General features: G+C 37.2%; 26 protein-coding genes. All 26 read left to right on the top strand.

Features of this window, described 5'->3' with window-relative positions; all coding sequences use genetic code 11:
- Positions 1-13 precede the first annotated feature (13 nt).
- The 26 genes from HC175_RS10980 to HC175_RS10855 all read left to right on the top strand — a co-directional run bounded on the left by HC175_RS10980 (position 14) and on the right by HC175_RS10855 (position 26,905).
- Positions 14-1,006, top strand: coding sequence for a 3-oxoacyl-ACP synthase III family protein (locus HC175_RS10980; protein WP_168138535.1), 993 nt, complete (start codon positions 14-16; stop codon positions 1,004-1,006).
- Between the two features lie 24 nt (positions 1,007-1,030).
- Complete coding sequence (locus HC175_RS10975; RefSeq protein ID WP_168138534.1) at positions 1,031-1,708, top strand: SDR family NAD(P)-dependent oxidoreductase; 678 nt, start codon at positions 1,031-1,033, stop codon at positions 1,706-1,708.
- 27 nt (positions 1,709-1,735) lie between these two features.
- Positions 1,736-2,626 carry a glycosyltransferase family 2 protein gene (locus HC175_RS10970; RefSeq protein ID WP_168138533.1) on the top strand — a complete coding sequence of 297 codons (891 nt, stop codon included), beginning with the start codon at positions 1,736-1,738 and terminating at the stop codon, positions 2,624-2,626.
- 110 nt (positions 2,627-2,736) lie between these two features.
- On the top strand, positions 2,737-3,525 hold the full coding sequence (locus HC175_RS10965) for a polysaccharide deacetylase family protein (protein ID WP_168138532.1): 789 nt from the start codon (positions 2,737-2,739) through the stop codon (positions 3,523-3,525).
- Between the two features lie 31 nt (positions 3,526-3,556).
- Entirely contained in the window at positions 3,557-4,462 is a 906-nt protein-coding gene (locus HC175_RS10960; RefSeq protein WP_168138531.1) for a GNAT family N-acetyltransferase, read from the top strand.
- A 1-nt stretch (position 4,463) separates the two neighbouring features.
- The gene (locus tag HC175_RS10955) at positions 4,464-5,555 is read left to right on the top strand and encodes a glycosyltransferase (RefSeq protein ID WP_168138530.1); all 1,092 of its coding nucleotides are present in this window, start codon (positions 4,464-4,466) and stop codon (positions 5,553-5,555) included.
- On the top strand, positions 5,552-6,661 hold the full coding sequence (locus HC175_RS10950; protein ID WP_168138529.1) for a glycosyltransferase: 1,110 nt from the start codon (positions 5,552-5,554) through the stop codon (positions 6,659-6,661). The genes HC175_RS10955 and HC175_RS10950 overlap by 4 nt, the downstream gene beginning before the upstream one ends.
- 191 nt (positions 6,662-6,852) lie before the next feature.
- A complete protein-coding gene (locus HC175_RS10945; RefSeq protein WP_168138528.1) occupies positions 6,853-7,800 on the top strand; it encodes a GNAT family N-acetyltransferase in 948 nt (315 codons plus the stop codon).
- A 2-nt stretch (positions 7,801-7,802) separates the two neighbouring features.
- Positions 7,803-9,005, top strand: coding sequence for a hypothetical protein (locus HC175_RS10940; protein WP_168138527.1), 1,203 nt, complete (start codon positions 7,803-7,805; stop codon positions 9,003-9,005).
- A gap of 148 nt (positions 9,006-9,153) precedes the next feature.
- On the top strand, positions 9,154-10,122 hold the full coding sequence (locus tag HC175_RS10935; RefSeq protein ID WP_168138526.1) for a polysaccharide deacetylase family protein: 969 nt from the start codon (positions 9,154-9,156) through the stop codon (positions 10,120-10,122).
- Positions 10,119-11,171, top strand: a complete 1,053-nt coding sequence (locus HC175_RS10930) for an N-acetylneuraminate synthase family protein (RefSeq protein ID WP_168138525.1) — start codon at positions 10,119-10,121, stop codon at positions 11,169-11,171. Before HC175_RS10935 ends, HC175_RS10930 begins: the two co-directional genes overlap by 4 nt.
- 238 nt (positions 11,172-11,409) lie before the next feature.
- On the top strand, positions 11,410-11,931 hold the full coding sequence (locus tag HC175_RS10925; RefSeq protein ID WP_209309969.1) for a KdsC family phosphatase: 522 nt from the start codon (positions 11,410-11,412) through the stop codon (positions 11,929-11,931).
- Positions 11,910-12,623: a cytidylyltransferase domain-containing protein gene (locus HC175_RS10920; protein ID WP_168138524.1), complete on the top strand. Its 714-nt coding sequence runs from the start codon at positions 11,910-11,912 to the stop codon at positions 12,621-12,623. The genes HC175_RS10925 and HC175_RS10920 overlap by 22 nt, the downstream gene beginning before the upstream one ends.
- Positions 12,624-12,870: 247 nt before the next feature.
- A complete protein-coding gene (locus HC175_RS10915; RefSeq protein WP_235942591.1) occupies positions 12,871-14,565 on the top strand; it encodes an ABC transporter ATP-binding protein in 1,695 nt (564 codons plus the stop codon).
- A gap of 1 nt (position 14,566) precedes the next feature.
- Complete coding sequence (locus HC175_RS10910; RefSeq protein WP_168138522.1) at positions 14,567-16,036, top strand: capsular polysaccharide export protein, LipB/KpsS family; 1,470 nt, start codon at positions 14,567-14,569, stop codon at positions 16,034-16,036.
- A 4-nt stretch (positions 16,037-16,040) separates the two neighbouring features.
- A complete protein-coding gene (locus tag HC175_RS10905) occupies positions 16,041-16,961 on the top strand; it encodes a glycosyltransferase family 2 protein (RefSeq protein ID WP_168138521.1) in 921 nt (306 codons plus the stop codon).
- A 39-nt stretch (positions 16,962-17,000) separates the two neighbouring features.
- The gene (locus tag HC175_RS10900; RefSeq protein ID WP_168138520.1) at positions 17,001-18,554 is read left to right on the top strand and encodes an aldolase catalytic domain-containing protein; all 1,554 of its coding nucleotides are present in this window, start codon (positions 17,001-17,003) and stop codon (positions 18,552-18,554) included.
- A complete protein-coding gene (locus HC175_RS10895) occupies positions 18,554-19,240 on the top strand; it encodes an acylneuraminate cytidylyltransferase family protein (RefSeq protein WP_168138519.1) in 687 nt (228 codons plus the stop codon). Before HC175_RS10900 ends, HC175_RS10895 begins: the two co-directional genes overlap by 1 nt.
- Entirely contained in the window at positions 19,221-19,844 is a 624-nt protein-coding gene (locus HC175_RS10890; protein WP_168138518.1) for an HAD family hydrolase, read from the top strand. Before HC175_RS10895 ends, HC175_RS10890 begins: the two co-directional genes overlap by 20 nt.
- Complete coding sequence (locus tag HC175_RS10885) at positions 19,841-20,575, top strand: glycosyltransferase family 29 protein (protein ID WP_168138517.1); 735 nt, start codon at positions 19,841-19,843, stop codon at positions 20,573-20,575. The genes HC175_RS10890 and HC175_RS10885 overlap by 4 nt, the downstream gene beginning before the upstream one ends.
- Before the next feature lie 135 nt (positions 20,576-20,710).
- Positions 20,711-21,880 carry a glycosyltransferase family 4 protein gene (locus HC175_RS10880; RefSeq protein ID WP_168138516.1) on the top strand — a complete coding sequence of 390 codons (1,170 nt, stop codon included), beginning with the start codon at positions 20,711-20,713 and terminating at the stop codon, positions 21,878-21,880.
- A 651-nt stretch (positions 21,881-22,531) separates the two neighbouring features.
- Positions 22,532-23,158, top strand: a complete 627-nt coding sequence (locus HC175_RS10875) for a sugar transferase (RefSeq protein WP_168138515.1) — start codon at positions 22,532-22,534, stop codon at positions 23,156-23,158.
- Complete coding sequence (locus HC175_RS10870) at positions 23,151-24,191, top strand: ATP-grasp domain-containing protein (RefSeq protein ID WP_168138514.1); 1,041 nt, start codon at positions 23,151-23,153, stop codon at positions 24,189-24,191. The genes HC175_RS10875 and HC175_RS10870 overlap by 8 nt, the downstream gene beginning before the upstream one ends.
- Positions 24,192-24,193: 2 nt before the next feature.
- Positions 24,194-25,114, top strand: coding sequence for an NAD-dependent epimerase/dehydratase family protein (locus tag HC175_RS10865; RefSeq protein ID WP_168138513.1), 921 nt, complete (start codon positions 24,194-24,196; stop codon positions 25,112-25,114).
- Between the two features lie 4 nt (positions 25,115-25,118).
- Positions 25,119-25,766, top strand: a complete 648-nt coding sequence (locus HC175_RS10860) for a metallophosphoesterase family protein (protein ID WP_168138512.1) — start codon at positions 25,119-25,121, stop codon at positions 25,764-25,766.
- Positions 25,763-26,905: a DegT/DnrJ/EryC1/StrS family aminotransferase gene (locus HC175_RS10855; RefSeq protein ID WP_168138511.1), complete on the top strand. Its 1,143-nt coding sequence runs from the start codon at positions 25,763-25,765 to the stop codon at positions 26,903-26,905. Before HC175_RS10860 ends, HC175_RS10855 begins: the two co-directional genes overlap by 4 nt.
- Positions 26,906-26,914: the final 9 nt, after the last annotated feature.

Below are 26,914 nucleotides of genomic sequence, written 5' to 3'. Positions count from 1 at the left end.
ACATAGGTTGCTAATGAAACAGATTGTAAGAAATGTAAAGATAATTGGGACAGGATCGTATGTTCCTGAAAAAATTTACACAAATGAATACCTTGAAACTCTTGTGCCTACTTCTTCCAAATGGATTGAAGAAACCCTGGGAATAAAAGAAAGAAGAATAGCTCATAATAAAGAAGTTACCAGCGATTTGGCATATGAAGCAGGAAAAAGAGCTATAGAAAATGCCGGTCTCGACAAGGATCATATCGATCTTATTATAGTAGCCACATCAACACCGGATAGACTAGCCCCTTCTACGGCCTGTATTGTTCAAGATAAACTTCAAGCCTATAATGCCGTGGCGTTTGATCTTGCTGCTGTTTGCAGCGGATTTTTGTTTGGAATGTCTGTCGCATCTCAATATGTCGCCAGTGGTGTTTATGATAATGTGCTGGTAATAGGTGCAGATACATTCTCTAAAATTGTGGATTGGAAACGCAGGGATGCTGTCTTTTTTGGGGACGGCGCCGGGGCAGCTGTTATCTCTCATTCCAATGTGAATGGAGGTTTTCTGGCCAGCCGTTTGTATTCAGATGGAAGAGGGAAAGAACACTTTACTATACCCGGAGGAGGATCTGAATTTCCTGCGAGTAATGAGACAATTAAAGAAGGACTTCATTACTTTAGAATGAATGGAAAAGAAGTTTATAATACAGGAACTGTGGTTTTACCTAAGGCTATAAATCAGGTCTTAGAGGATACAGGCCTGAGTATTGAAGATATTGATCTTATGATCCCACACCAACCGAGCATAAAGATCCTGGAAAAGACAGCAGAAGTAATAGGCCTACCCTTTGAAAAAGTGATGACCAATATGGATAGATATGCGAACACATCAGGCGGGACCATACCTATTCTTCTTGATGAAGTAAATCGCGCAGGTAAAATAAAAGAAGGAGATTTAATCTTATTTGCAGCCGTAGGAAGTGGTTGGACATATGGAGCATCTCTTATAAAATGGGCATAATTCACTAACTGATAAAAACTTTTTATGATTATTATTACTGGAGCCTCACGAGGCATTGGAAAATTTCTTTTTGATTCTTATCACACAGAGGAAAAAGTGATTGGTACATATCTAAATTCTGAACCATCTGAGAATGCAGAAAAATACATTAAATTGGATGTAGGGGATTTTGAACAAATAGAAAAATTTATGGATGAAAACTCCGGAGATCTCAATGATATAACTCTTATAAATTGTGCGGGTATTTCTTACAATTCCTTTGCTCATAAAAGCGATCCTGCGAAATGGCAAAAGGTAATTGAAACGAATCTTTTTGGGACTTATAATTTCATTAGAGCATTACTGCCTGTTATGAGGCAACAAAAATTTGGCCGAATTATTAATTTTTCTTCTGTTGTTGCAGTAAAACCTACTCCCGGGGTGAGTGCATATTCAGCATCTAAGTCTGCTCTTTGGGGGCTTTCAAAATCGATTGCTATAGAAAATGCAGCCTTAAATGTGACTATAAATAATGTGAATCTGGGATATTCAGAATTGGGTATGATCAAAACGGTGCCCGAAGAATTTAAAAATCAAATACTTGCGCAAATTCCTGCAGGCAAACTTTGTGAGCCAGTAGATATTTTGAACACTGTTCAATTCTTAAGGTCAACGAGTTACTTGACAGGATCTTCTATTGATTTAAGTGGGGGATTAGTTTAGACGAAACCCATTAAAATCCCCTCAAACATGATATCTATTGTTATTCCAACATATAATCGGGCAAATTTTATAGCCCGTTGTATTAATAGTGTATTAAAACAAACTTTTGAAAAGTGGGAGCTATTAATAATAGATGATGGTTCCACTGATAACACTCAGGATATTGTAACTGAATATTTAGGAGATATTAGAATAAGATATTTTAAAAAACAAAAAAGGGGAGCTACTCATTCGCGGAATGTAGGAGTAGAAAAATCGACGGGAGAGTATATTACATTTTTAGACAGCGATGATGAAGCAGAACCGGAGTGGCTTGAATCGTTTATTGGGTTAATTACTCAGGGAGCTGAAGTTATGTGTTGTGGATTCCAGTATTATAATTACAAGGGTGAGCCGCAGAAGGAGCATCTACCTTACGAAATGGGAGAATTGTATTATAACAGGACCGGGAGATTTACTAATGGTGGTGTTTTCCTCATGAAAAAATACCTATTTGAACAAATTGGAGGGTATGACGAAGAGGTACGGGCGGGTCAACATTCGGAAATGGCGATTAGGCTCTTGGAATTACTGGAAAATAAGAAAATTAAGATCTATAATTTAAGTGTTCCTTTGATAAAAGTCCATGTTCATCAAGATGCTAAAATCAGGACTGATGATGAAGCTTTACTTAGCGGAGCTGTATATGTTTTAAATAAACACAAAACTGTTTTTAAGAAGCATAAGACGGTTTATGCCAACTATTTGGGAGTGGCAGCTGTTAGTGCAGCCAGACTTGGAAAAACAGCAAAAGCCAAAAGATTGTTTTTTAAAGCCTGGTTATTAAACCCTGGAAATGTCAAAATGTTAGGCCGTTACTTCATTTCTTTATCTCCTATGAAAAATAAATTATGGAGAAAAAATAGTGTTCAAGATTAAATCTTTATGACTGTTGTATGCGCAGTGTTTATTACAAAATACTAAGTTTTTTTGTTTTTATTCCGAATTTTTTCTTCCGGAGAAAATTAAGGGTTCTGGCTTATCATGATGTGGTAGATCCTGTCCGGTTTGAAGCACAACTTCGTTATTTAAAGAAAAAATATAATATTATTTCCATACATCAGGTAATCGACCATCTCACCACAAAAGTTCCTTTACCCAATTCTTCCTTATTACTCACTTTTGATGACGGAGATATTAGTGTGCTTGAAAATGGATTTCCCTTGTTAAAAAAACATGATTGTCCTGCCGTACTTTTTGTTATAACCGGCCTTATTAATACCAATGAGAATTTTTGGTGGAACCTGGTTATACATCAGAGATCTCAGGAAGGAAAGTCCCTTTCTGAAGTTAAAGATGAGCTTAATTACCTTAAAATAATAGAGAACAAGGATAGACTAAAAGCTCTAGAGGATTTTACAAGAGTTTCCCGTCTTCAGTTAACTACTTTTGATCTTCAAAATTTGAGAGATAATGGAATTTTTATTGGCAATCACTCCCATAGTCATCCTATGTTTGACAGGTGTACAGCTGATGAATTAAGACACGAATTGGAAAAGACAAAAAGTTTTTTTGAGGGGGAGGGATTTACAGGTTATGAAATTTTTGCATATCCCAATGGAAACTATGATAAGACTGCCGAAAAGATCCTGATTGAAAAAGGAATAAAACTCGCCTTTTTATTTGATCATAAACTGAATTCTAAAGATATGGATCCTCTTCGAATTTCGAGAATAAGAACAAATGCAGACATGGAGGTGGATGAATTAAAAGCGAAGGCCTCCGGGCTTCATTCTTTTCTATACAGAAAGAAAAAGGCTAATGACAAACATTGGTAACAAAACTTCAGAGGAAATAAAATAAAATTTCATGGAAAAAAAAGCAGAAGTAGAGTTCAGAGAAATTAATTACGAACGTGATAGGGAACAGGTTGTAAAATTGATTCAGGAGAATTTGCGTCCTGAATTTACTCTGGACACACTTAAATGGAAGCATGAACAAAACTACTTTGGCACCTCCGTTTCAACGGTCGCTGTTGATGGAGATAAAGTTGTTGCCGTAGTTTTCGCCACGCGATATGATTTTGTAAATTCAAAAGGAGAAAGAATAAAGGGGATGAGAACCTTTGATGGTTGTACAGATAACGCGTACAGAGGAAAAGGAATTTTTAAAAAGCTAATGCAGTTTTGCATTGGAAAATATGAAGGGGGCTATGACTTTTTTCTTGCCAATCCTAATGAAGCCAGTTTTAAGGAGCATCTGAAGATAGGATATGTTGAACCAAAAAATTCAAATTATTACTATTGGGGTATTCTTATGCCTTCAGGAGGGGACAAAAATGTTCTTTCTGATGTAAAGGAAAAAAACTCTGTCGATGAAGAAGTGCCACTCTCACAGGGTGAATATTACCATGTTGGCAATACCCTCTCTTTTGTAAAATGGAGATATCAGGATAAGAGATATAGAATAAAACAATATGACAAAAATGGCTCCTCTAATATAATTGTGTACCGACATGAAAAATTAAAAGGAGTAAATTCTCTAGTGTTGTGTGACTTCCTGGGAGATCCTTTTTTAATTCAGGAGGTAATGTCTTCGGTATGCAAGGCGGAAAAAAACTTTTTCGTCTACTTCCTGGAAAACCTTGTAACACAGAACCTGAAGTTTTTATTAAAACTGAAACACCGAAAAGCTCTTATCGTATTAAAAGAGAATAATTTTTCAGCACCCGATAATCTCGTGATTTCATTAGGGGACTTAGAAGGAATATTGTAAGATGAAAATTCTCCAGGTAATCCAGAGAGTTCAAAACCGTGGGGCAGAAACTTTTGCTTCTCAACTTTCTAATCATTTGATAGAATATGGGCATGAGGTAAGGATGTTGGCTCTTTTTCCCGGTGATGCAATTCTTTCTTTTAAAGGAGAAATTAAGGTTTTAGGTGCCTCTTCACGAATAAGGTTTATAGACATCCAGGCCTGGAAAGAAATAAGTGAAATCGTCAATTCCTTTAATCCGGATATTATTCAGGCTAACGCAGGAGATACCTTAAAATATCTCATTCTTTCTAAAAAGATCTTTGGTTGGAAAGGAATAATAGTTTCTAGAAATGCGAGCCAGATTGGGAAATATTTAAAAGGTATGTTTCAGAAGAAATTCAATGGATTTCTTTATAGAAACGTAGATGCTGTGGCTTCGGTTTCCCGGGCTTCCCAACAAGACATACTTTATAATTTTCCGTTTCTTGAAAGAACAGAGCTGGAAGTGATCCCTATTGGTCTCGAGAAAAAGGAGTTATCTGATGTTAGCTTAGAGTCCGGGAAAACAAAAAATATTATACATGTAGGAGGTTTCACTTTTGAAAAAAATCACCAGGGAGTTCTAAATATCTTCTGTAGGCTACTGGAAAAAAATTCTAATGTTCATCTTCATCTAATAGGAGATGGACCTTTAAAAAATACGATTATTCAAAAAGTGCATGAGAATGGCTTGACCTCTAAAATCACTTTTTATGGGTTTATTTCAAATCCTCTACCATTGATAAAGGCAGCTGATGTTCTCATTTTACCAAGTATAATAGAAGGACTTCCGGGTGTTATTTTAGAGGCAATGTTTATGGAAACCCCCGTAGTTGCTTATGATGTAGGAGGAATATCCGAAATTCTCAACGACGGGAACGGATATTTAATTGATCCAGGAAATGAAAAGGAATTCGTTAAGGCAGTTGATCAAAGCTTAAGATCACCTGATCACCTAATGATAAAAAATGCAAAAGAAATGGTCAATAGAGACTATATGAATAAAAAAATTGCCCGGGATTTTCTCAGTTTTTATGAAAAAATCTTGGGAGCAAAGAATTGTGACAAATGAAGAAAATAAAGGTTCTTAATATAATCAAATCTTTAGGAAGAGGCGGGGCAGAAATGTTGCTTCCGGAGACATTGAAGCTTCATGATCAAAATAAGTTAGAATTCCACTATATCTACTTTCTTCCCTGGAAAGACCAAATGGTGAGTGCAATATTAGAAAGTGGAGGTAGAGTCAGTTGTTTCGGGTCTAATAATAATATTAAGATCATTTCCAGGTATAATGCAGTAATTCATTACTGCAAGGAAAAGGAAATAGATGTAATTCATTGTCACCTTCCCTGGGCGGGATTTCTTGGCAGAGTGATTTTTCGCCTTACAAAGATCCCTGTGGTCTATTCCGAACATAATTTACAGGAAAGATATCATCCCATTACGAAAATTATAAACAAGCTCACCTTCAATTCTCAAAGTCTTGGTCTGGGTGTGTCCGGGGACGTGACAACCTCTATAAAAAACAATATTCGACCCAGTATTCCTGTTGAAACCCTTTTGAATGGTGTTAATACCTCTTCATTTCAAAGAGCGGAAGATTCAAATATCCGACGCGAACTTGGTATTCCTGATAATGCAACAGTCATTGGAAATGTTGCTGTCTTCAGATTTCAGAAACGACTGGTTGAATGGGTGAAGGTCTTTAAGGAAATTGAAAGTCAAAAGGAAAATGTTTATGGAATAATTGTAGGCGCGGGACCGTTAGAAGGAGAAATAAAAACAGAACTGAAGAAATTAGGTTTAAGTAAGAGAGTCTTCTTTCCGGGACTCAAAACCGATGTGAAACCATACTTTTCGGCCATGGATATCTTCATGATGAGTTCTTCTTTTGAGGGTCTCCCCATTGCTCTTTTGGAAGCTATGAGCATGGAATGTGCTGTAGTCTCTACAGATGCAGGAGGAATAAAGGAGGTGATAAGAAATGAAATAGATGGTTTGACCTGTAAAGTAGAAGAATGGGAAAAACTTTCAGACCTTTGTCAAACCTTAATAGATGATCCTGAAAAGCTGGGCAAATACCAAAAAGCCGCCAGGGAGAGGGTAGTCAACAATTTTAGCCTTAAGAGAATGGTTGACGAGTTGGAAGGTATATATAGGGATCTTGTGACAACATAATCAAGAAAAGAAGATTTTGGAAAACAAGAATTGAGGACCGGGGGACAAGAAGACTTGAAGAGGTGGGGACTGTGAAAATTGTAATCAGTGTTCAGGAAGTTGGAAGAGACTTATAAATTATGAATTATATTTTGGTGTAGCTTCACAAAATCCGTGAAATCCGCCAAAATCAGTAAAATCCGGATAAATAAATGAAGATAAGAGAAGCCACTCATCATGATATTCCTCAAATCCTGAAGGTTTTAAAAGCCAGCTTGGGTGAAATTTCTTCTAAAAAAACTGAAGAGGTTTGGCGTTATAAACATATTGATAATCCTTTTGGAGAATCATTGGTGCTGGTAGCTGAAGAGGAAGGAGAAATCGCAGGAGTAAGGGCTTTTATGCGATGGAAATGGCAAAAAGGAAATGAGATCTATTCCGCTTTCCGGGCGGTAGATACAGCTACCCATCCTAAACATCAAGGTAAAGGAATATTTAAGAAACTAACTTTAAAGGCTTTGGAGCTCGGGAAAGAACGGGGTGATCATTTCGTTTTTAATACCCCTAATTCACAAAGCCTACCGGGATATCTTAAAATGGGCTGGCAAAAGGTTGGAAAAATCCAGGTACAGCTTATTCCTACCGGTTTTATTCACTGGAAATTTAAACATGATTCTTTTGTATATTCCACTGAAGATCGTGCCGATGCTAAGGAGCTGAAGACCTTCATGGAAAAAATACAGAATAAATACATAGAAGACGGTCGGCTGTTTACTCCGAAGACCGCTGAGTTTTTATCCTGGAGATATGAAAATAATCCTATGCAGAGATACGAGGTGTACAAAGATTCTCAGGTATATATGGCGGGTTATAAAAAAAAACATAAGTATTTCTATGAATTAAGAATTGTGGAGTGCCTTTCAGCCTCTCCTACTGGTCTGAGGATGATGCAATTACAATTGAAGGCCTGGATAAAAAAATTCGGTGTTCAATTTGTGTCTTTTGGAAAAGAGAGGTGTGGGAACCGCAACTTAAAATTGTCAGGAAATTTTGGTCCTGTTTTGACCATTAGAGATATTGAATTGAGAGACAAACCTTTCAGTTATCTATTGGACCTTGATAAATGGAACTATTCGTTAGGTGATCTTGAATTGTTTTAACTATGATAGGGGCAATTCTTCTAATTATTTTTTTAGCCTTAGTTAACCAGGGTTTATTTAATTTCTTTGAAAAAAAACATCCTTTTTTTTCCCGGAAGTTAATGAATCGACTCTATTTGTATCATCTTCTTATTGGGGTAGTGTATTATACTTACGCCCAATTTAATCCTTCTGATTCTATAGCCTATTTTAACCGACCTCAAGCAGAGTCTCTTAGCTGGGGAGATTTTTTCGGTACCAGTACAACATTTATTGATTTTATTTCCTATCCTTTTATCAACGGACTTGGATTTACCTATGAAATGATGATGGCTCTTTATATGTGGATTGGATTCTTAGGATTTCTATTTGCCTATTTATTTTTTAGAGAGAATATTCCTGTCAAAATCAAGGTATTTAAAAAGATAGATTTTTTGATCTTGATCTTGTTTCTTCCAAACATGCATTACTGGACATCATCTTTGGGGAAAGGGGCACCTATTTTCCTTGGATTGATGATGTTCGCTTATGCTCTAAAAGACCCTAAAAATCGTTTCATTTTAATGGTTTTAAGCTCTTCACTTATATATTTTATTCGGCCTCACATGTTCCTTTTTGTTGCAGTAGGAACAGTTCTTGGTTATATGAGTGGTCAGGAAAAAGTTTCCCTGGGCAAAAAAATTCTGATTTATGTCGGTTTAGTTGGTGGATTAGTTGTAATTCAGGATCAAATATTAGCTGTGGCAGGATTAGAAGATTCTGAAAATCTGGCAGCAGATTTCCAGGATTTTTCAGAAAACCGGGCGGCAGAACTTGGCAAATCAGGATCTGGTGTGGATATGTCCTCATACAGCTTACCATTCAAGCTTTTTACCTTCTGGTTCCGTCCCTTATTTATTGATGCTCCAGGAATTATGGGATTAATAGTATCAATTGAAAATCTCATATATCTATTACTTTTTGGGAAAATTCTTCAGAAAAGCTTTTTGAAATTTATTAGAAGGGCACCTATTGCCGTAAAGATGAGTCTTGTTGTGTTCTTAAGTGCTTCTTTTGCCATGACTTTTGTAATGTCTAACTTGGGTATTATTATCAGGCAAAAATCAATGGTAATGTATTTTATTTTCTTTGTGATCTATTATTTTTTAGCCCAGAAGAAGTATAATAAAATATTAAAGCTTCGAAAATTAAGATCCAGGAGAATTAAGCAGATGGAAGTTGTTTAGGACTTGGGGACTAGGAGACTGTGAAACTGGGAGACGAGGAGACTTCAATATTGGGGGAAGAGGAGAAGAATGTCAGAATCCGACATTCAAATAAACGGTTTAACGAATTAACGAATCTCGAATTAACGAATCTCGAATTAACGATAACATGAATAATAACGGAGCTTTAGTAATATCTCTTGATTTTGAATTATTGTGGGGAATCTTTGATAAGGTTAAACCGGAAGAGAAAATGCGTTATTTTAAGAGTACCAGACTAGTCATTCCGCAGATTCTGGAGATCTTTAAAAATTATGAAATCTCCTGTACCTGGGCAGTAGTTGGTATGTTATTTAATAAGGACTGGGCTGAGTGGGAAAATAATAAACCTAAAATTCTACCTGACTATACTGACCGGAAACTATCAGCCTATGATTTCGGAGAGAGCTTCAGGAAATCAGACAATTCAGAGATGATGTGTTTTGCACCTGAACTGATAAGGAAAATTGCAGCAACACCTTTTCAGGAGATTGGAACACACACCTACAGTCATTACTATTGCTTAGAAAAAGGTCAAACACTTGGAGCTTTTAGAGATGACCTGGAAACATCTGTTTCCCTGGCTAAACATTTTAATATTGATTTGAAGTCACTCGTCTTTCCCCGAAATCAGTTCAATGAAGAATATTTACAGGTCTGCCGGGAGTTAGGAATCCTTAACGTACGGTCCAATCCGAAGAACTGGTACTGGAAAGATACTACCAATAACTCGCTAAAAAATAAAATATTCAGGACTGGTGACGCTTATATCGGACCCAAGAATAAAGCATATAAACATTCAGATTTAGTTAAAGACAAAAATGAACTAATGGCACAGAAAGCCAGTAGGTTGTTCCGGCCTTATTCCCCACATAGAGTATTGAATAATTTAAAGGTGATTAGAATAAAAGATGAGATGTCAGAAGCTGCGAAGAACAACAAAATTTACCATTTATGGTGGCATCCACATAATTTCGGTAATTTTCCTGAGGAAAGTTTGAGTGATTTAATAGAAATTATGGAGCATTTTAAATTCTGTCAGAAAAAATATGACTTTAGATCCGAACATATGATGAACGTATATTCCTCTTATACATGATCAAACCTCCAGCATCAACATATATAATTGGGGAAATCGGTCAGAATCATAATGGCTCTGTGGAGATTGCTAAACAGATCATTGATTTGGCTGCAAGTCCCGTGCGAGAACAATTATTTGAGTTGTCACTAAAAGGTATGGACGCCGTAAAACTGACAAAAAGGGATCTAAAGCATGAACTTTCTGCGGCCGAAATGCGGCGTTCGTATAATTCTGAAAATTCCTTCGGCAAAACTTACGGAGAACATCGCAAAGCTCTTGAATTAGATGAAGAGCAGCATTTCGAGCTATATAAATATGCCAAAGAAAAAGAACTTGATTTTGTTGAAACCCTTTGCGCTCCCTCCTGTCTCTCGCTGCTAAAATATTTCGAACCGGACCGGCTAAAGGTGGCTTCCAGAGACTTGACGAATTTACCCTTGTTAGAAGCGATGGCAGAGACTAAAATCCCAATGATCATCTCAACGGGTATGTCGGGAAAAAAGGAACTGGAAAGAGCACTGGAGGTAATATCCGGGAAGCATTCCAAAATTTCTATTCTTCACTGCGTCTCTGAATATCCTACACATCCCCGGCATGTAAATCTAAACACACTTGATTATTTGCTAAAAAACTATAAAGAATATATTATTGGTTACTCTGATCACACAATAGGGATCTCTGTTCCGGTTGCCGCAGTGGCTAAAGGAGCTCAGATCATAGAAAAACATATTACCATAGATAGATGCCTCAAAGGAACCGATCAGAAAGGTTCTTTGGGTAAAGATGGCGTGCGGAGAATGGTAAGGGATATTCGACTTATGGAGATGTCTTTAGGTACAGAAGATATCTTTGTTCAACCGGCAGTAAAGGATGTAAAGCAGAAATTGGAGCGCTCTCTGGCCAGTAAAAAACATCTTGCCTCCGGTCACAAAATCTCTGAATCTGATCTTCATTTGCTTTCTCCTGGTATAGGATTTCGTTGGACGGAAAGAGAAAAAATAGTGGGAAAGATTTTAAAGAAGGATATCGGGAAGGATGAAATTATTACTGAGGATTACTTAATTTAGTTCTCGGTTGTCGGTTGTCGGTTGTCGGTTGTCGGTTGTCGGTTGTCAGTTGTCAGTTGTCGGTTGTCAGTTGTCGGTTGTCGGTTGTCAGTTGTCGGTTGTTGCTCCCCGAATTAACGAATCAGCGAATCTTTACCCGCCGAAGCTTTACTCGTCGACCGAAGCCAGCAGCGAAGGTAGAGCGAAGGAGGACCAAATTAACCAATCCCCAATTAACCATTTAACCAATTAACCAACAATGAAATACAAACTTATAGTTTCCGACATTGACGGCGTCTGGACAGATGGTTCCTTCTACTATTCTGCTGAAGGGGATGTGATGAGAAGATTCACCACCAAAGACAGCTATGGCGTAAGTTTAGCTAGGTTGGCGGGAATTCCACTTATGATCCTGTCTTCTGAAGAAAATGAGATGGTGAGAAAGAGGTTGAATAAATTAGGAGTGGAGCATGTTAGCCTCGGAGTGCGGAATAAATTAGAAGCTATTAGGTCTATGTGCAAAGAATGGAAAATTTCCTTGTCAGAAGTAGTCTTTCTGGGAGATGACATGAATGATTTCCACTTGTTAGGAAAAGTCGGTTTGTTTGCCTGTCCGGCTGATGCCTATCCGAGAATAAAGGAAAATGCAGGATTAGTGCTGGAAAAGAAAGGGGGAGAGGGAGCTTTTCGGGAATTTGTTGAAAAGCTTCTTGATCAGGAGAATAAGCTGCAGGAAACCTATGAGAAATATGTCAGGGAATGTCTGGAAAAACAGGAATAATTATCCAGGCCCGGATGTCCAGTTCCCGGTTACCGGGTAAATCCCTCATGAAGATCGGGGGACATCCTCTTATTTGGTATGTGGTAAGGAGAGCCGAATTATTAGATTTACCGGTGGTCGTTTGCACCAGCACAGATCCTACAGATGATCCACTTTGTAATTTTTTAGAGCAGGAAGAGATAGATTTCTTCAGGGGAGATCTTCATAATGTTCTGGAAAGATATATAAATACTGCTGAGAAATTTGGGTTTGAAAATATTATTCGTGTAACGGGAGATAATCCTCTGTTTGATTATGAATTTTTACAGGGAAATCTGGATCTTTTTGATCGCTACTCCTATGTGGATGGAATTTATGAGAATGGACTAATAAAGGGCGCTGGTTTCGAATTTGTAAAACTGGAGGAGTTGAAAAAAATCCAGTGCCCTGATAAAGAACAGGCAGAACATGTTACTCTTTCCTTACGGCAATCTCACCATGAAAATTCCTTATTCACCCGGCTACAACCCCGGCTGCATGATAAATTCAGAGACAAAATAGTTCTGACCTGTGATTATCCTCAAGATCTTATGCTGCTGAAGGAGATATTTTCTTTTTTCCATTACCGGACGAACATTCGAATGCAGGAAGTAATCAGGTTTTTTTGTAAAGACCCTGAATCTTTTAAAAAAAATACAGAATTTCTGCAATAGCGGATGTCCTGCAATATAATTGAAATAATCCATATATTTATTAGACCCGCTAAATCATAAGTCTGAATTTTCTATATCATGGTTAATTAAGAATTCTCTTGACCGCTTTTAAATATTTAACTAAGGTGGATATTGCTATATTTGTTCCTGAGCAAAAAATAGAACTAATTTGCATTTAAAAACCCCTTTTAGATTTTTTAATTACTTCTATAAATATCTGGGATATAGGATACCGGTTTTTTTTAGTTTGAGTTTTTTAGTAGGTCTTTTAGACGGAATAGGTCTTGCTCTTTTTATCCCATTGTTAAAGTTGGTTTCTGAAGAAAATAACACCGCATCTAAAGGGGGATTTATTACAGATGTCGTAGTAGATTTTTTAAATGTTAATCCCACCCTGCTAAATATTCTGATTCTAATCTTATTTTTTTTCAGCTTAAAAGGCCTGGTCAAATTTTTTGAAGGCTACTTAAGGGTGGTGTATCAGCAATATTTCATGCGCCAGATAAGAATGTCTAATATTGATCTTTTAAACGAACTGGATTTTAAGGAATTTGCTAAAACAGATGCGGGGAAGATCCAAAATACCTTTTCTGGGGAGGTCAATAGAGTAAATACTGCTTTTAGATTTTATTTTAAATCCTTTCAATATGGAACTTTGGTACTGGTCTATGTGATCATTGCATTTTTGGCCGATCCGGTTTTTTCTCTTATTGTGATTCTCGGGGGATTATCTACAATTCTTCTGTTCAAAAGTCTTTATATAAGAACTAAATATTTTTCGAAAAAATTCACCGGGCGTTCCCATCTTTATGAGGGCTTGCTTATGCAAAAGATATATTTTTTTAAATATCTCAAAACGACAGGTCTGAATATCTTTTTTGGTAAAAAACTAAAAAAGAATATCATGGAGATGGAAAAAGATCAACTGCGGATAGGTATTGTAGATTCTCTTTTAAATGCCTTGAGAGAACCTCTGGTTATTGTGGTTGTTTTATTCGCGATTTACCTGCAGGTGAACTTTTTTGGACAAGATCTTACTCTAATTCTGTTGAGTCTGGTTTTATTGTATAGAGCTCTAAGCTTCTTTATGGGAATGCAGGAACAATGGAATATGTTTTTGGGTTATTCCGGTTCGCTTTACAATATGGAGGAGTTTACCGAAGAATTGCAGAGGGCAAAGGAGCAGTTTGAAGGAAAACCGTTTTTGGGTTTTAAGAACGCTCTGGAATTGAAGAGAGTAAATTTCAGTTATGGAAAGACAGAGGTCCTGAGAAATATAAATTTGAAAATTCAGAGGAATGAAACCGTAGCTTTTATTGGAGAGAGTGGGTCCGGTAAAACTACCTTAATGAATATTATTTCAGGATTATTAATTCCTTCCGGAGGAATTTATACAATTGACGGTACTGCCATTACAACATTAGATTTATATTCTTTCAGAAAAAAAATCGGATATATTCCGCAGGATCCTCCTGTCTTCAGTGACAGCATTTTCAATAACGTTACCTTCTGGAAAGACAAAACTGAAGAAAATATCGAAAGATTTCAAACAGCACTCAAACAGGCAGCCTTAAAAGAATTTGTTGATGGTTTGCCTGAAAAGGAGGAGACTTATCTGGGTAATACCGGTATCTCACTGAGTGGGGGCCAAAAACAAAGGATAAGTATTGCGAGGGAACTATTTAAGGAAATAGATATATTATTAATGGATGAGGCAACTTCAGCATTGGACAGTGAAACGGAAAATATTATAAAAGAGAATATAAAAATCTTAAAAGGTACTGTAACTATTATTTTAATTGCCCATAGGTTGTCTACCGTGAAATATGCCGATAGGATTTACATGCTTAAGGAAGGAGAAGTTATATCTTCCGGCACCTATAATGAGTTACTTCAGAATTCAGAGTCTTTTCGTCGATTAGTAGCACTTCAAAAAGTTTAAAATGAACATCTTGATTGCGGGAATTTTTGGTTATAACAGTTATTCGAGGGGCATTATGCCTGATGTCCTGCAAACCTTAATTAATAAGTATCCGGAGGCTAATATATCTTTTCTAAGTTGTTCGAATAGTTTCGATGTCTGTTATTTTAATCCACAAAAACAGCCCGATATTTGTTTCCGTTGTAAGGCGGGAAATGCTAATACTCTGGAACTTGTCTCGGGTAATTTTACCCATCTCAAAATCGACGACCTGATCACGATTAAAGATCGGGCAACTGCCAAAGGTTTCTTTCAGAATAAGCCGCGAATAGACTTTGACCAGGTTTATGAGAATTTTGAAGTGGGTGAAGCCACACTCTCTACATATATTTCGGTAACACGCGACCGTGACCTGAAGGATGTTCGTCAACCATTCGTGAAGGAATTAGCAGTCAATGCTCTAACTCTTTACCTGGGGCTTCAGCACTGGTTAATTGAAAAAAAAATTGATGTAGTTTACAATTTTAATGGAAGACAAGATTATGTAAGGGCTGTGATGAGAGCGGCTATTTCCAAAAATATAGATTGTTATAATGTGGAAAAAACCCGATTAAAAGGGCACATTGACTTTTATAAAAACTCCTTTCCTCATGATCCTCAGTCTAAATTTGAATTGGTGGAGACATACTGGAGAGAATCTCCTCTTCCACTAAAAGAAAAAGAACGTATAGGAACAGAGTTTTATCTAAGACAAAGGGCAGGAGAAAGTGTGGTATTTCCTTCTTATACCAGTAAGATGAAAGAGGGAAGCATTCCGGAAGAAGCTTTAAATGGTAATAAAAACATCGTTCTCTTTAATAGTTCAGACGATGAAATTGCCGCATTTGGAGACCTATTTCAAAATCCTCATTTTAAGGATCAGAATGAAGGAATTAAATTTCTTACTAATTTTGTAGGTCAAAATCTTGCTGATCATAATCTTATAATTAGAATGCATCCTAATCTCACAGGTGTGCGGCAGGATTATGTGCAGGAAATAATTGATCTTCACCAGGTCTTTCCCAATATTTATGTAATAGCTCCCGAAAGTGCTATAGATTCTTACGCTCTTATGGAGTCTGCGGAGAAGGTGGTAAGCTTTGGCTCTACTACCGGTCTGGAGGCAACCTTTATGAGGAAACCTGTATTATTGTTAGGGATAGGTTTTTTTTATCCTGCCAATTATGCCTTTAAACCAAAAAATCGATCAGAGATTGAACATTTACTTCGAGCTCCTCTCCAACCGGCATCTCTTGAGGATACTCTTAAAGTAGGTTTTTTTATTGAGCAGGGAGGAATAAAAACACTGTTCTATTCCGAAGAGAAAATGGGCGAAGGGATCTATTTCAAGAACAGAAGAGTTCATTTTTATTCCTTTAGTCAAAGATCAAAGGCAGCGTTTATTAAAGTTGCTCATCAGTTATTTAATCTCAGATTAAAGTTAAAAAGTTAATTGTATGAAGTCAGGTTTCCGGTTTGCCGCCTTTGTTATGACCTACGAGAGACCGGATATATTAATCAATACCTTGAGACAGCTTCAAGGTCAAAGTTTGCCGCCGGAAATAATTATAGTAGTAGATAACAGCGATTCAAATGAAACTTCACAACTTCTGGATACACTAAATTTTGAAAAAGTAAATTATCTCCGGGTTGGATATAATTCAGGTCCGGCGGGAGCAGCAAAAATAGGACTTGAAAAATTAACTGCCATGGGCTATCAGTGGATCTATTGGGGAGATGATGATGATCCTCCCGCAAGCGAACAGGATTTTGAAATACTTTTCGGAGGAATAGAAATCTTGCAAAGAAAAGGAGTTAAACTTGGAATATTCGGAGGAAAAGGAGGAAGGTTGAATAGGTTGACCGGAAGAATAAGCTCTCTATCCAACAAAGAATTAAAGGAAGCTCCTTATCTGGATGTAGATTTAGTACCCGGAGGTCAGAATATGTTAGTGAATGCTGAGGTGGTTAAAGCCGGAATTTTGCCGGATGAAAGGTTATTCTTTGGTTTTGAAGAACTGGATTTCTGTCTTAAGGTCAAATCTGCCGGTTTCAAAATTTACATTGACGCTGATAATTGGTTCAGAACACGGGTAAGATCAGGTAATGTAGCAAAAAATTATCGATGGCGGGATCATTCTTTCGGGAACAGAGAATATTTACAGCGTGAGTTTTACAGCACCAGGAATCTACTTCAAATTTATTACCGGCATAAGTTTTTCTTTGCCTTCTTCTATTTCTTGTTAAAAAGCATTGCTAAAATGGTACTCGGTTATCGGTTTGGGAGAAATTATGGAAAGAAAATGTTCCTTTCTCAATGGAAAGCATTGAAGGCATTTGTGCAGCAGGATTTCAGCAGAAGACTAAAACCCAATTAATGCGGAATGCTTATATTGCGTAACAATCACTAGAAAAATATGTCTCGCATTACAAAGAAAGGCCTTTCTCTGCTCGACTGCACCTTAAGAGATGGGGGGTACTATTCCGATTGGGATTTTAGTGAGGATCTTGTTGAGGAATATATTGCGAGCATGAACGCTCTTCCTGTTGATTTTATTGAGATTGGTTACCGTTCACCGGTTAAATCCGGCTATTACGGAGCTTTTTATTACCTCCCGGAGGTGGTCCTTAGCAGGATCAGGAAAAATACTACAAAAAAACTAGCAGTCATTCTTGATGAAAAGGAAATCAAACAGGAAGATCTCCGATCACTACTTCTTCCCTGTCGGGGAATTGTTGAAGTAGTTCGATTGGCTGTTGCACCTCAAAACTTAATGAGAGCCTTAGCCCTGACTAAGGGTATCAGGAATATGGGATTTAAAATATCCTTTAATCTTATGTATGCCAGTACCTGGGAAGAAAAATTCCTTTCTGAATTGGATTTGGAGAAGCTTGAAAGATCCATTGATTATCTTTACGTTGTTGATTCCTATGGCGGAATGTATCCCGAACAGGTGAAGGAAATAATTTTAAAGTTGAAGAAAAATCCGGGTCTCAAAATTGGCTTTCATGGACATAACAATCTTGAGATGGCCCTCGCCAACTCTCTTGCAGCTATAGAGGCAGGTGCTGATATGATTGATGCTACAATTGGTGGTATGGGACGCGGCGCTGGTAATTTGAAAACTGAGCTCTTGCTCACTGTCTTGCATCAACAAAAAGACTTAGCTGTTGACTTTGATGTTCTGAATAACATCTGTAGCCGGTTTACACAGCTTAAGAGAAAATATAATTGGGGAAGTCACTTGGCCTATATGGTTTCCGGCGCTTTTTCCTTGCCCCAAAGGACAGTATTCTCCCAATTGAAAAAAAGGTATTTTTCATTAAATGCTATTGTTTCAAAAGTTAATACTTCTCCTGACAAAAACTCCTGGAGCCTCCGGAAAATTCCTTTTTTCAAATGCGGGCTAAAAACCGCAAAAGTAATGTTAGTAGGAGGAGGTCCGGGCGTACGGAAATATTCGGAAGCTTTAAATTTTTATCTTGAAGAGAATTCTGATGTAGTGATCATTCATTCAAGCTCTAAAAACATGAAAGTGTTCCAGGGATTACAAAACCGGCAGATCCATTGTATGCCAGGTTTGGAAGGAAAAAGGTTCGAGAGAATCTGGAAAAATTTTGATCAGGGCAAACACGAATTAATTTTTCCTCCGGAAAGCTATGCTTTGAGCGAGTACATTCCAGAAGGGCATGAGCAGAATAGTAACCGTCTTAACAAATTATCTTTTCCTGCTAATGGTGAAATATCAGCCACAGCCATGGCTCTTGAAGTAGCTCTGCAGCTTTCAGCTAAAGAGATCCTGCTGGTGGGCTACGACGGGTATGATGAATTAGTAAGTATGGAAGAGATGGAACTATATGAAGAAAATGATGATCTCTTTCAGCATGCTAATGATAAAGGTTTGGATATTCGATCTCTCACCCCCACTAAATATAATGTCCCGGTAACATCAATTTTTTCACTCATTTAATGTCTGTATCTGTTTTTTTGCCTGTAAGGAAAGGAAGTGAGCGTGTAGTTGAAAAGAACACCCGTGTTTTTAGCGGTATTCAGGGTGGGCTGTTGCAATTAAAACTTGAACAGTTACAAAAGATTAAGGAAGTAGATGAGGTAGTAATCTCCACGAATGATGCTAAATGTTATGACATTGCAACGTTCTGGCAAAAATCTTTTAATAAAATAAAAATTGTTGAACGTCCGGCCGGGTTGGGCGATTCAAACACAATCCTTTCAAATCTTATTGTTCATGCAGGGGAGGTTTGTTCTTCACAACATATACTGTGGACTCATGTCACATCACCATTTTTTGGACCGGAGCTTTATTCGGAAGCTATTAAAAAATATATTGTCGCATTGGAAAATGACTCTGATTCTCTTGTAACAGGCAGAAAGTACAGGGATTATCTCTTGGATGTGAAATCCGTAAAATTGATAAATAATCATTCGGTATTTACATGGCCCAGAACGCAGGATCTGAACGATTGTTTCGAAATCAATAATGCTGTTTTTTTGGCTGCCCGCGAGTTCTTTAGAAAAGGGGTTAGAATAGGCAAGAAACCTTTCTTAATGGTTACCGGAAAAATTAATTCCTTAGACATAGATGATGAAGAGGATTTTAAAATAGCTGAAGCGGTGTATGAAAGATTTATTAAGTAAAAAAAATATTCTGTGGGATTTTGACGGAGTCATATTAGACTCTATGAATATTCGGACAGAAGGCTTTAAGCAGGTGCTGATAAATTATCCTGATGACCAAGTTGAATCCTTACTGGTATATCATAGAAGGAACGGAGGCTTATCCCGGTATGTGAAGTTCAGATATTTTTTTGAACATATACGGCAAGAAACAGCTGAAAAGGCGAAACTGCAGAAACTAGCAGAAAATTATTCCAAGATTATGAGGAGCTTTTTAACTTCTCCTGAAAGATTAGTTCCGGAAGTGATAGATTTTATTAGAAAATATTTTCAACAACACCGAATGTACATTGTTTCCGGTTCAGATGGTAATGAACTAAGATTTTTATGTAAGGAACTTGGAATAGAACAATATTTTGTAAGTGTAGAAGGTTCTCCAACCCCTAAGATTCAACTTGTACGTAATATTCTTGAGAAGAATTTATATAAAAAAGAGGAGACCTGTCTGGTAGGAGATTCTGTTAATGATCTTGAGGCAGCGGAAAAAAACGGAATTAAATTCTTTGGTTATAACAATGAAGACCTAAAGGAGAAAGCGGACTATTATCTAAATTCCTTCCGATGAAGCTTATCAGAAATATTTATGCCGGCACGTTAATGCTTTCATCGGTTAAGATTTTTGATCCCCAAAAGGATTACAGGAACAAAAGAGTAGCTATCATAGGGGCCGCTGACTCGGCTTTTGATGAAAAGAACGGTAAATATATAGATGAACATGATGTGGTTGTCAGGATTAACAAGGCTCCGCATGTATGGACTCCTGAAAAGGCTGAATACATTGGTTCTAAATTCACCTATTTATACCACAGTTTTTATGAGAACGACTACAGCGGTGGTGGCCCTATTGATTGGGGATATTATGATAAACTCGGTATAGAAAAAATAATTAATCCTGTTTTTTCATCCAAAGGCCTAAGGACCCATTTTAGCTATTATAAAAGACATCGTTCATCGCGAAGCACCTACATACTCTCACGAGCTGATTATATTTGTATCAGTAAATCTTTAGGAAGCAGCATTCCAACTGTAGGTTTTTCTGCCCTAATGTCTGTTTTACAGGCTGATTTTAAGGAAGTCTATATTACCGGGTTTACCTTTTTTCAAACTCCCTACGCTACCGGTTATCGTGATCATTTATTAGATAAAGAGAAAAATAAGGCACATATTAAAGAACAGGGCTTACATGATCCTGATCTGGAGTTTAAATTATTCAAACAAAAACTTCAGCAGATATCATTTAAGAAAGTCATTTTTGATAAACAGCTTCAGTTTCTGCTGCAAAATGAGAAAATCTAAACTGATTTCTCTTATGTTGCTTCATTGGAAGGTGAATCACCTGAAAATTTGCCTTTAGAGACGTGAGTAATAATAAATGAAGGTTTGTTCTCCTAATTCTCCTTTAAAGATTGGGTATATTTGCCAAAAAACTTTATGCCTCCCAAACTTATCCGCATCACCACCATTCCGATTTCTTTGGAAAAACTTCTTGAAGGGCAGCTGACGTTCATGAATGAGTATTTTGAGGTGACGGCTATTTCTGCAGAAAAAGAACGCCTCGAGAAGTATGGTCGGGATAATGGCGTGGACACCTTTCACCTGCAAATGACCAGGGAGATCACTCCGGGAAAAGATCTGAAGGCCTTACTAAAACTCTACAGATATTTTAAAAAAAATAAACCTGAAATTGTTCATACCCACACTCCAAAAGCCGGAATCGTTGGAATGATGGCAGCTAAACTGGCAGGAGTGCCTGTTCGATTGCACACGGTGGCCGGTATGCCATTGATGGAAACTTTGGGAACTAAAAGAAAGATTCTTGAGCAGGTGGAGCGGCTGACCTACAGTCTTGCTACAAAGGTATATCCGAATTCCGAAGGTCTTAAAAAGATCATTCTAAACCATAATTTTATCAAACCCGAAAAATTGAAAGTATTAGGAGAGGGGAGTTCGAATGGGATAGATACTAAATATTTCAATCCGACAGATTTCACTGCAGAACAGAAGAAGGAAATCCGTCAGTCTTTAAAAATTCCTGCAGATGATCTCGTTTTCATATTTGTAGGCAGACTAGTCAAGGATAAAGGAATTAATGAACTGGTGCAGGCTTTTAAGCAATTAGCCTCAGAGAGTGAAAATATCGGTTTGCTCCTGGTTGGTCCCTTTGAACAGGAATTGGATCCCATTACAGGCGAGAATTTCAAGGAAATAAAGAAGCATCCAAAAATTATCACCACCGGTTACCAGGTAGATGTCCGGCCATATTTTGCAGTTGCAGATGCGCTGGTTTTTCCTAGCTACAGGGAAGGATTCCCTAATGTAGTTATGCAGGCCGGGGCAATGGGATTGCCTTCTATTGTTACCGATATAAATGGCTGTAATGAGATCATCCGGGACGAAGAAAACGGTTTAATAATTCCGGTAAAAGATCAGGGAGCTCTTCTGTTCGCCATTAAGAAACTGGCAATTGATAACGAACTACGCCAAAAGCTCGCCACAAATTCCCGTTCTGTTATAACTGCTAAATATGAAAGAAAAGTGTTCTGGAGTTTGCTTTTAGAGGAATATAGGTTACAGATGAGGGAAGTAGGCCTTGGGGACTAGGAGACAGGGAGACGAGGAGATTAGGAGAATTGAGACTGGGAGAAGAGGAGATTTTCGGTAAAAATTTTTTCACTTCCTTTAGGGATGGGGTAAAACAAAAAAACGAGACACTTAGTTCAGGAACTGCTGGCGCGGATTTGTAATCCGTGATGATACAGTTGTAAATTCCCAGCACCAAATTTTAATCACCAAATACTTAATTCCGGTTTAGACTGAGGGATAGGAGAAGAGGAGAACAGAGTATTGGGTGATTGGTAGCCCGGAGGATTGAGGGACTGCTTAATGAGGACATCTACTAAGTTCCATTTTTTTTGGCTCCCTTTAAGGGAAGAGTTAAAACGAAAAAAAATGGAATCCAGCAAAAAAACAAAGAACATAAGTATTGATTAACGCCTCCCAATTTACCAATCACGAATTAACCAATTACAACTTATCGATTCCCGTTTCCGATTTCCGATTTTTTCCCATCATAGCACGTGGCGAAAGAGGGCTGATTTCCCCAAATAACGTTTCCCGTTTTCCGATTCTCGAATTAACTAATTAATGATTCTCCAATTAACTAATAACGAAAGTCGAATTACCGAAATTAACATATCTTTGCGACGGATTTAAGCTATAAATCCTTTAGTTTGCCCCTGAAAAATCGGCTTTGTGTACAGAAGATATTTAAAACCTCTTATTGATTTTTTTATTGCACTGCTGGCTTGTTTTTTTCTTTTGCCGGTATTCCTGTTAATAGCTCTTTTATTATTTATTGCGAATAGGGATAATCCTTTTTTTTTTCAGCTGCGTCCGGGTAAAAATGGAAAGTTATTCAGGATCATTAAGTTTAAAACTATGAATGACAAAACGGATAGTAGCGGTAAATTGCTTCCAGATGCTGAACGCCTTACTCCCATAGGAAGAATCGTGAGAAAAACATCTCTGGATGAAATTCCTCAGTTGATCAACGTTCTTATCGGCGATATGAGCTTGATTGGTCCTCGTCCATTGTTACCAGAATATTTACCTTTATACAATAAAGAACAGCTTAGAAGACATGAAGCTAAACCTGGTATTACGGGATGGGCTCAGGTGAACGGAAGAAATTTTGTGAATTGGGATCAGAAATTCACCCTTGATGTTTGGTATGTTGATCATATAAGTTTTTCACTAGATTTCCGAATTTTATTAATGACGTTTTTAAAAGTAGTTAAGTCAGAAGGGATTAGTGCAAAGGGACATCCTACGATGCCGACTTTTACAGAATATTTGAAACAAAAAAAAACATATGAATAGAATTTTAGTTACAGGTGCCGGGGCCCTTTTAGGTCAGGGCATACTGAGATCTCTTAACCATTCAAAAAAGGAATATTTTGTTATATCTGCAGATCCCGATGTTCGTGCTACCGGTCATGCTTTGGCAGATAAATCATATATTATTCCTTCCGCTACAGAAAATAATTATCTTGGAAAGATTGAAGAGATCATTCAAAAAGAGGCAATAGAAATTATTTTAATAGGTACTGATGTGGAATTACCTCTTTTTGCAATAAAAAAAAACTATTTAGAAGATAAATATAAGATTAAAGTTGTGGTCTCAAATACAGAAGTGGTTGAAATTGCCAACAACAAGTGGTTGACCGCAGAATTTCTTCGGCACAAGGGATTTCCTTTTCCGATATCTGCTTTAACCACAGACAATTCTGGTATTAACAATTTACTTAAGAATGCCGATTTTCCATTTATTGCCAAACCAGTGGATGGGGCCAGATCAAAAGGAATAAAAATAATTAATTCACGGAAAGACTTAGAAGAGGTGACCCGGTATGAGAATAATCTGGTCGTTCAGGAAAAATTGGGAGAAGATGAAGGTGAATTTACAACCGGCTGTCTGGTTATTAACGGAAAATGTGTGGCTGTGGTTTCACTTGTGAGAGATTTGAGGGATGGAAATACGTGGAGAGCTTATAGAAAAGGTGATTCCCCTTATGATTTAGCCATTGCAAAGATAGCTGAAGAATTAGGAGTGGAGGGACCTGCAAATTTCCAATATAGAATAAAGAATGGCCAACCCGTAATCTTTGAAATTAATTGTCGATTTAGCGGAACGACTCCAATAAGACTAATGTTCGGATTTAATGAGGTTGAAGCTCTTGTGGAATATTATTTAAATGAAAAACCAATAAAAAAACCAAACTTACGACAAGGTACCGTACTTAGGACTTTTTCGGATATTTTCGTTTCTAATGAGAAGCTTGACGAATTTCGCCAAAAGGGTTCAATAGAACCATATTGTGCTGAATTTTTTCCTTTTAAATTGAAGGAATAAAAATGAAATATGCAATTTTTGGAAGCACTGGATTTATTGGTCAGCATCTTGTAAGTTATTTACGAGATCGTGGGGAAGACGTACTGGAAATTTCCAGATCGGGAAAAAGTGACTCCATACCTGTCGATATTACTAATAAAGAGGAATTTACTAAGATTAAATTTTCCCCTGATATCATAATTAACTGTGCATCAAGAACTCCGGTAAAAGGAAAAACATCCCAGGATCCTGATTTTCTTAAAGAAATTTTTCTGACCAACATTATAGGAGCCATTAATATTGCAAACTGGGCAATAAATGTAAAAGCAAAAAAATTAATCAATTGTTCTACTCTTGCGGTAGTTAACAAACCCTGGCCAGATCCTCTTTTGGAGAATCACGTAGATATTCCCAATGGTTATCACGTTGGCTACTCTATGTCAAAATTGAGCCAGGAACAAATATTAAATGAAGCTCTTAAAGATACTTCTGTTGAATTAATTCACGCCAGATTATCAGCGATATATGGTTTAGGTATGGTAGAGGAGGGGTTGATATATTCTCTCCTGGGCAATCTTATACAAGATAAAGATGTGGTTCTTTTTGATGCACATAAAAACACCTTGGATTTGCTACATGTTCGGGATGTGAGCGAAATTTTATTCCACCTCAGTCAGTCAAAAGATAGACATAATGTGGTGAACGTGGCGAGGGGAAAACAGATTTCTGTCTTTATCCTTGCAGAAGTTCTTAAGAAATTGTCGAAATCTTCATCTAGATTAGTTGACAAAGAAACCTCGAATTTGCCTTCTAAATCCAACGTCAGTACACTGCTTTTAAAGGAAGTTTTGAGAAATAAAAAGAGGGATTTTATTTCCATCCAGGATGGGTTAGAAGAAATTGTACAACATTTTCTAGATAAAAAAGAACTCGATTTTAATTAGAATTATGAGGTATTTGATCTTTGGTGATGTCCATGGCAATCTACCAGCCTTGGAAAAATTATTAAAAAAAGAGGAAGGAAATTTTGATCAATTAATTTCTCACGGGGACGTAGTTAATTATGGGCCTTGGAGTAATGAGTGTGTTGAATTATTAAATGATATACCTAATACCATTAGGCTTAAAGGTAATCATGAGGATGCTTTTTTATCAGGAAATTATCCGGGAAGTAATGAAGTGGTCAAAGCTTTTTTCGAACATTGTTATAGAAAATTTAAAAAAACAAATTTTATTGCAGAATATCAGCAGATGTACGATATAAAAAAATTTAGAGTACAGCATACTATAAGTAATGAATATATTTTTCCAGATACGGATATTTCGAAAATGAATATTAAGAGAAATTATGTCATTGGTCATTCTCATTATCAATTTGACCGGATTTTTGAAAATAATAGATTGATCAATACTGGCAGCATAGGCCAAAACAGGAAGTTTATTAATCTTGCTGAGTACATTATTGTAGATGAAGAAAAGGATATTTTAATTTTGAAAAACTTCATTTATGATGTCAGCCTGGTGATTAACGAGATGATTGCTGAAAATTTTCCAAAAATCTGTATTGACTACTATAAAACTAAACCTCAGTTATGAGCTTGTCAAAAATATGGCTTTCCTCTCCACATATGGGAGGAAATGAACAAAAGTATATTGCTCAGGCCTTTGAGCAGAATTGGATTGCACCCTTAGGTCCAAATGTCACCGGCTTTGAAGATGACCTTAAAAAATATTTAGGAGAGGATGTTGAAGTGGCTGCATTAAGTTCAGGAACCGCTGCATTACATCTGGCTTTGATTCTTTGCGGAGTGCAGAGAGGGGATGAGGTACTGTGCCAAAGCCTTACGTTCGCGGCTTCGGCAAATCCTATAGCATATTTGGGAGCGACCCCGGTTTTCATCGATAGTGAGGAGGACACCTTTAATATTTCTCCTGACTTCCTTGAAGATGCTATAAAAGACAGGATCCAAAAAGGCCAAAAACCTAAGGCACTTATTGCCGTTCATCTTTACGGAATGCCTTATAAAGTAGAGGATATTCATGCAATAGCAAGAAAATATGACATTCCTGTAATTGAAGATAGTGCTGAAGCCCTGGGAAGTACTTATAATGGGCAGAAATGTGGAACCTTCGGCGAATTTGCGGTTTTATCTTTTAATGGGAACAAGATCATTACCACTTCAGGAGGCGGGGCATTGGTGAGTAAGGATCCTAAGATGAAAGAAAAAGCGATATTCTTAGCTACTCAGGCGAGAGATGCGGCTCCCCACTATCAGCATAGTCAGATTGGATATAACTATCGACTGAGTAATATTTCAGCAGGAATCGGAAGAGGTCAAATGGAAGTGCTGGATGCTCATATCTTAAAGAGAAGAGAGATGAACCTCTTTTATAAAGAGATATTTGCTTCCTTAGACGGGGTGAAAGTATTAAATGAACCCGAAAAATCTTACTTTTGTAATCATTGGTTGACTGTTATTAAGTTAGATAAGGAAAAAATTCCTTTCAGTACAGAAGAACTTCGGTTACATTTGGAGAATTGGAATATTGAAAGCAGACCACTGTGGAAACCAATGCACATGCAACCAGTTTTTAAGGAAGCTCCTTTTTATGGAAATGGAGTTGCAGAAGAAGCATTTTTGACTGGTCTCTGTTTACCTTCTGGCTCTAACCTAACAAATGAAGAAAAAGAAAGAATAAAAGAAGCAGTAGATAATTTTCTTCAAGAGAAATAACTGACCCTA

It is taken from the genome of Salinimicrobium oceani, from assembly GCF_012037645.1.
Note: the sequence above shows the minus strand (reverse complement) of the source record. Positions and strands in the feature narration are given on the sequence as shown.

What these genes read in the sequence shown, in the direction of transcription:
- HC175_RS10980 (WP_168138535.1), top strand. Translation starts at nt 14, where the DNA reads ATGAAACAGATTGTAAGAAATGTAAAGATAATTGGGACAGGATCGTAT.
- HC175_RS10975 (WP_168138534.1), top strand. Translation starts at nt 1,031, where the DNA reads ATGATTATTATTACTGGAGCCTCACGAGGCATTGGAAAATTTCTTTTT.
- HC175_RS10970 (WP_168138533.1), top strand. Translation starts at nt 1,736, where the DNA reads ATGATATCTATTGTTATTCCAACATATAATCGGGCAAATTTTATAGCC.
- HC175_RS10960 (WP_168138531.1), top strand. Translation starts at nt 3,557, where the DNA reads ATGGAAAAAAAAGCAGAAGTAGAGTTCAGAGAAATTAATTACGAACGT.
- HC175_RS10955 (WP_168138530.1), top strand. Translation starts at nt 4,464, where the DNA reads ATGAAAATTCTCCAGGTAATCCAGAGAGTTCAAAACCGTGGGGCAGAA.
- HC175_RS10950 (WP_168138529.1), top strand. Translation starts at nt 5,552, where the DNA reads ATGAAGAAAATAAAGGTTCTTAATATAATCAAATCTTTAGGAAGAGGC.
- HC175_RS10945 (WP_168138528.1), top strand. Translation starts at nt 6,853, where the DNA reads ATGAAGATAAGAGAAGCCACTCATCATGATATTCCTCAAATCCTGAAG.
- HC175_RS10940 (WP_168138527.1), top strand. Translation starts at nt 7,803, where the DNA reads ATGATAGGGGCAATTCTTCTAATTATTTTTTTAGCCTTAGTTAACCAG.
- HC175_RS10935 (WP_168138526.1), top strand. Translation starts at nt 9,154, where the DNA reads ATGAATAATAACGGAGCTTTAGTAATATCTCTTGATTTTGAATTATTG.
- HC175_RS10930 (WP_168138525.1), top strand. Translation starts at nt 10,119, where the DNA reads ATGATCAAACCTCCAGCATCAACATATATAATTGGGGAAATCGGTCAG.
- HC175_RS10925 (WP_209309969.1), top strand. Translation starts at nt 11,410, where the DNA reads ATGAAATACAAACTTATAGTTTCCGACATTGACGGCGTCTGGACAGAT.
- HC175_RS10920 (WP_168138524.1), top strand. Translation starts at nt 11,910, where the DNA reads ATGTCTGGAAAAACAGGAATAATTATCCAGGCCCGGATGTCCAGTTCC.
- HC175_RS10910 (WP_168138522.1), top strand. Translation starts at nt 14,567, where the DNA reads ATGAACATCTTGATTGCGGGAATTTTTGGTTATAACAGTTATTCGAGG.
- HC175_RS10905 (WP_168138521.1), top strand. Translation starts at nt 16,041, where the DNA reads ATGAAGTCAGGTTTCCGGTTTGCCGCCTTTGTTATGACCTACGAGAGA.
- HC175_RS10900 (WP_168138520.1), top strand. Translation starts at nt 17,001, where the DNA reads ATGTCTCGCATTACAAAGAAAGGCCTTTCTCTGCTCGACTGCACCTTA.
- HC175_RS10895 (WP_168138519.1), top strand. Translation starts at nt 18,554, where the DNA reads ATGTCTGTATCTGTTTTTTTGCCTGTAAGGAAAGGAAGTGAGCGTGTA.
- HC175_RS10890 (WP_168138518.1), top strand. Translation starts at nt 19,221, where the DNA reads ATGAAAGATTTATTAAGTAAAAAAAATATTCTGTGGGATTTTGACGGA.
- HC175_RS10885 (WP_168138517.1), top strand. Translation starts at nt 19,841, where the DNA reads ATGAAGCTTATCAGAAATATTTATGCCGGCACGTTAATGCTTTCATCG.
- HC175_RS10880 (WP_168138516.1), top strand. Translation starts at nt 20,711, where the DNA reads ATGCCTCCCAAACTTATCCGCATCACCACCATTCCGATTTCTTTGGAA.
- HC175_RS10870 (WP_168138514.1), top strand. Translation starts at nt 23,151, where the DNA reads ATGAATAGAATTTTAGTTACAGGTGCCGGGGCCCTTTTAGGTCAGGGC.
- HC175_RS10865 (WP_168138513.1), top strand. Translation starts at nt 24,194, where the DNA reads ATGAAATATGCAATTTTTGGAAGCACTGGATTTATTGGTCAGCATCTT.
- HC175_RS10860 (WP_168138512.1), top strand. Translation starts at nt 25,119, where the DNA reads ATGAGGTATTTGATCTTTGGTGATGTCCATGGCAATCTACCAGCCTTG.
- HC175_RS10855 (WP_168138511.1), top strand. Translation starts at nt 25,763, where the DNA reads ATGAGCTTGTCAAAAATATGGCTTTCCTCTCCACATATGGGAGGAAAT.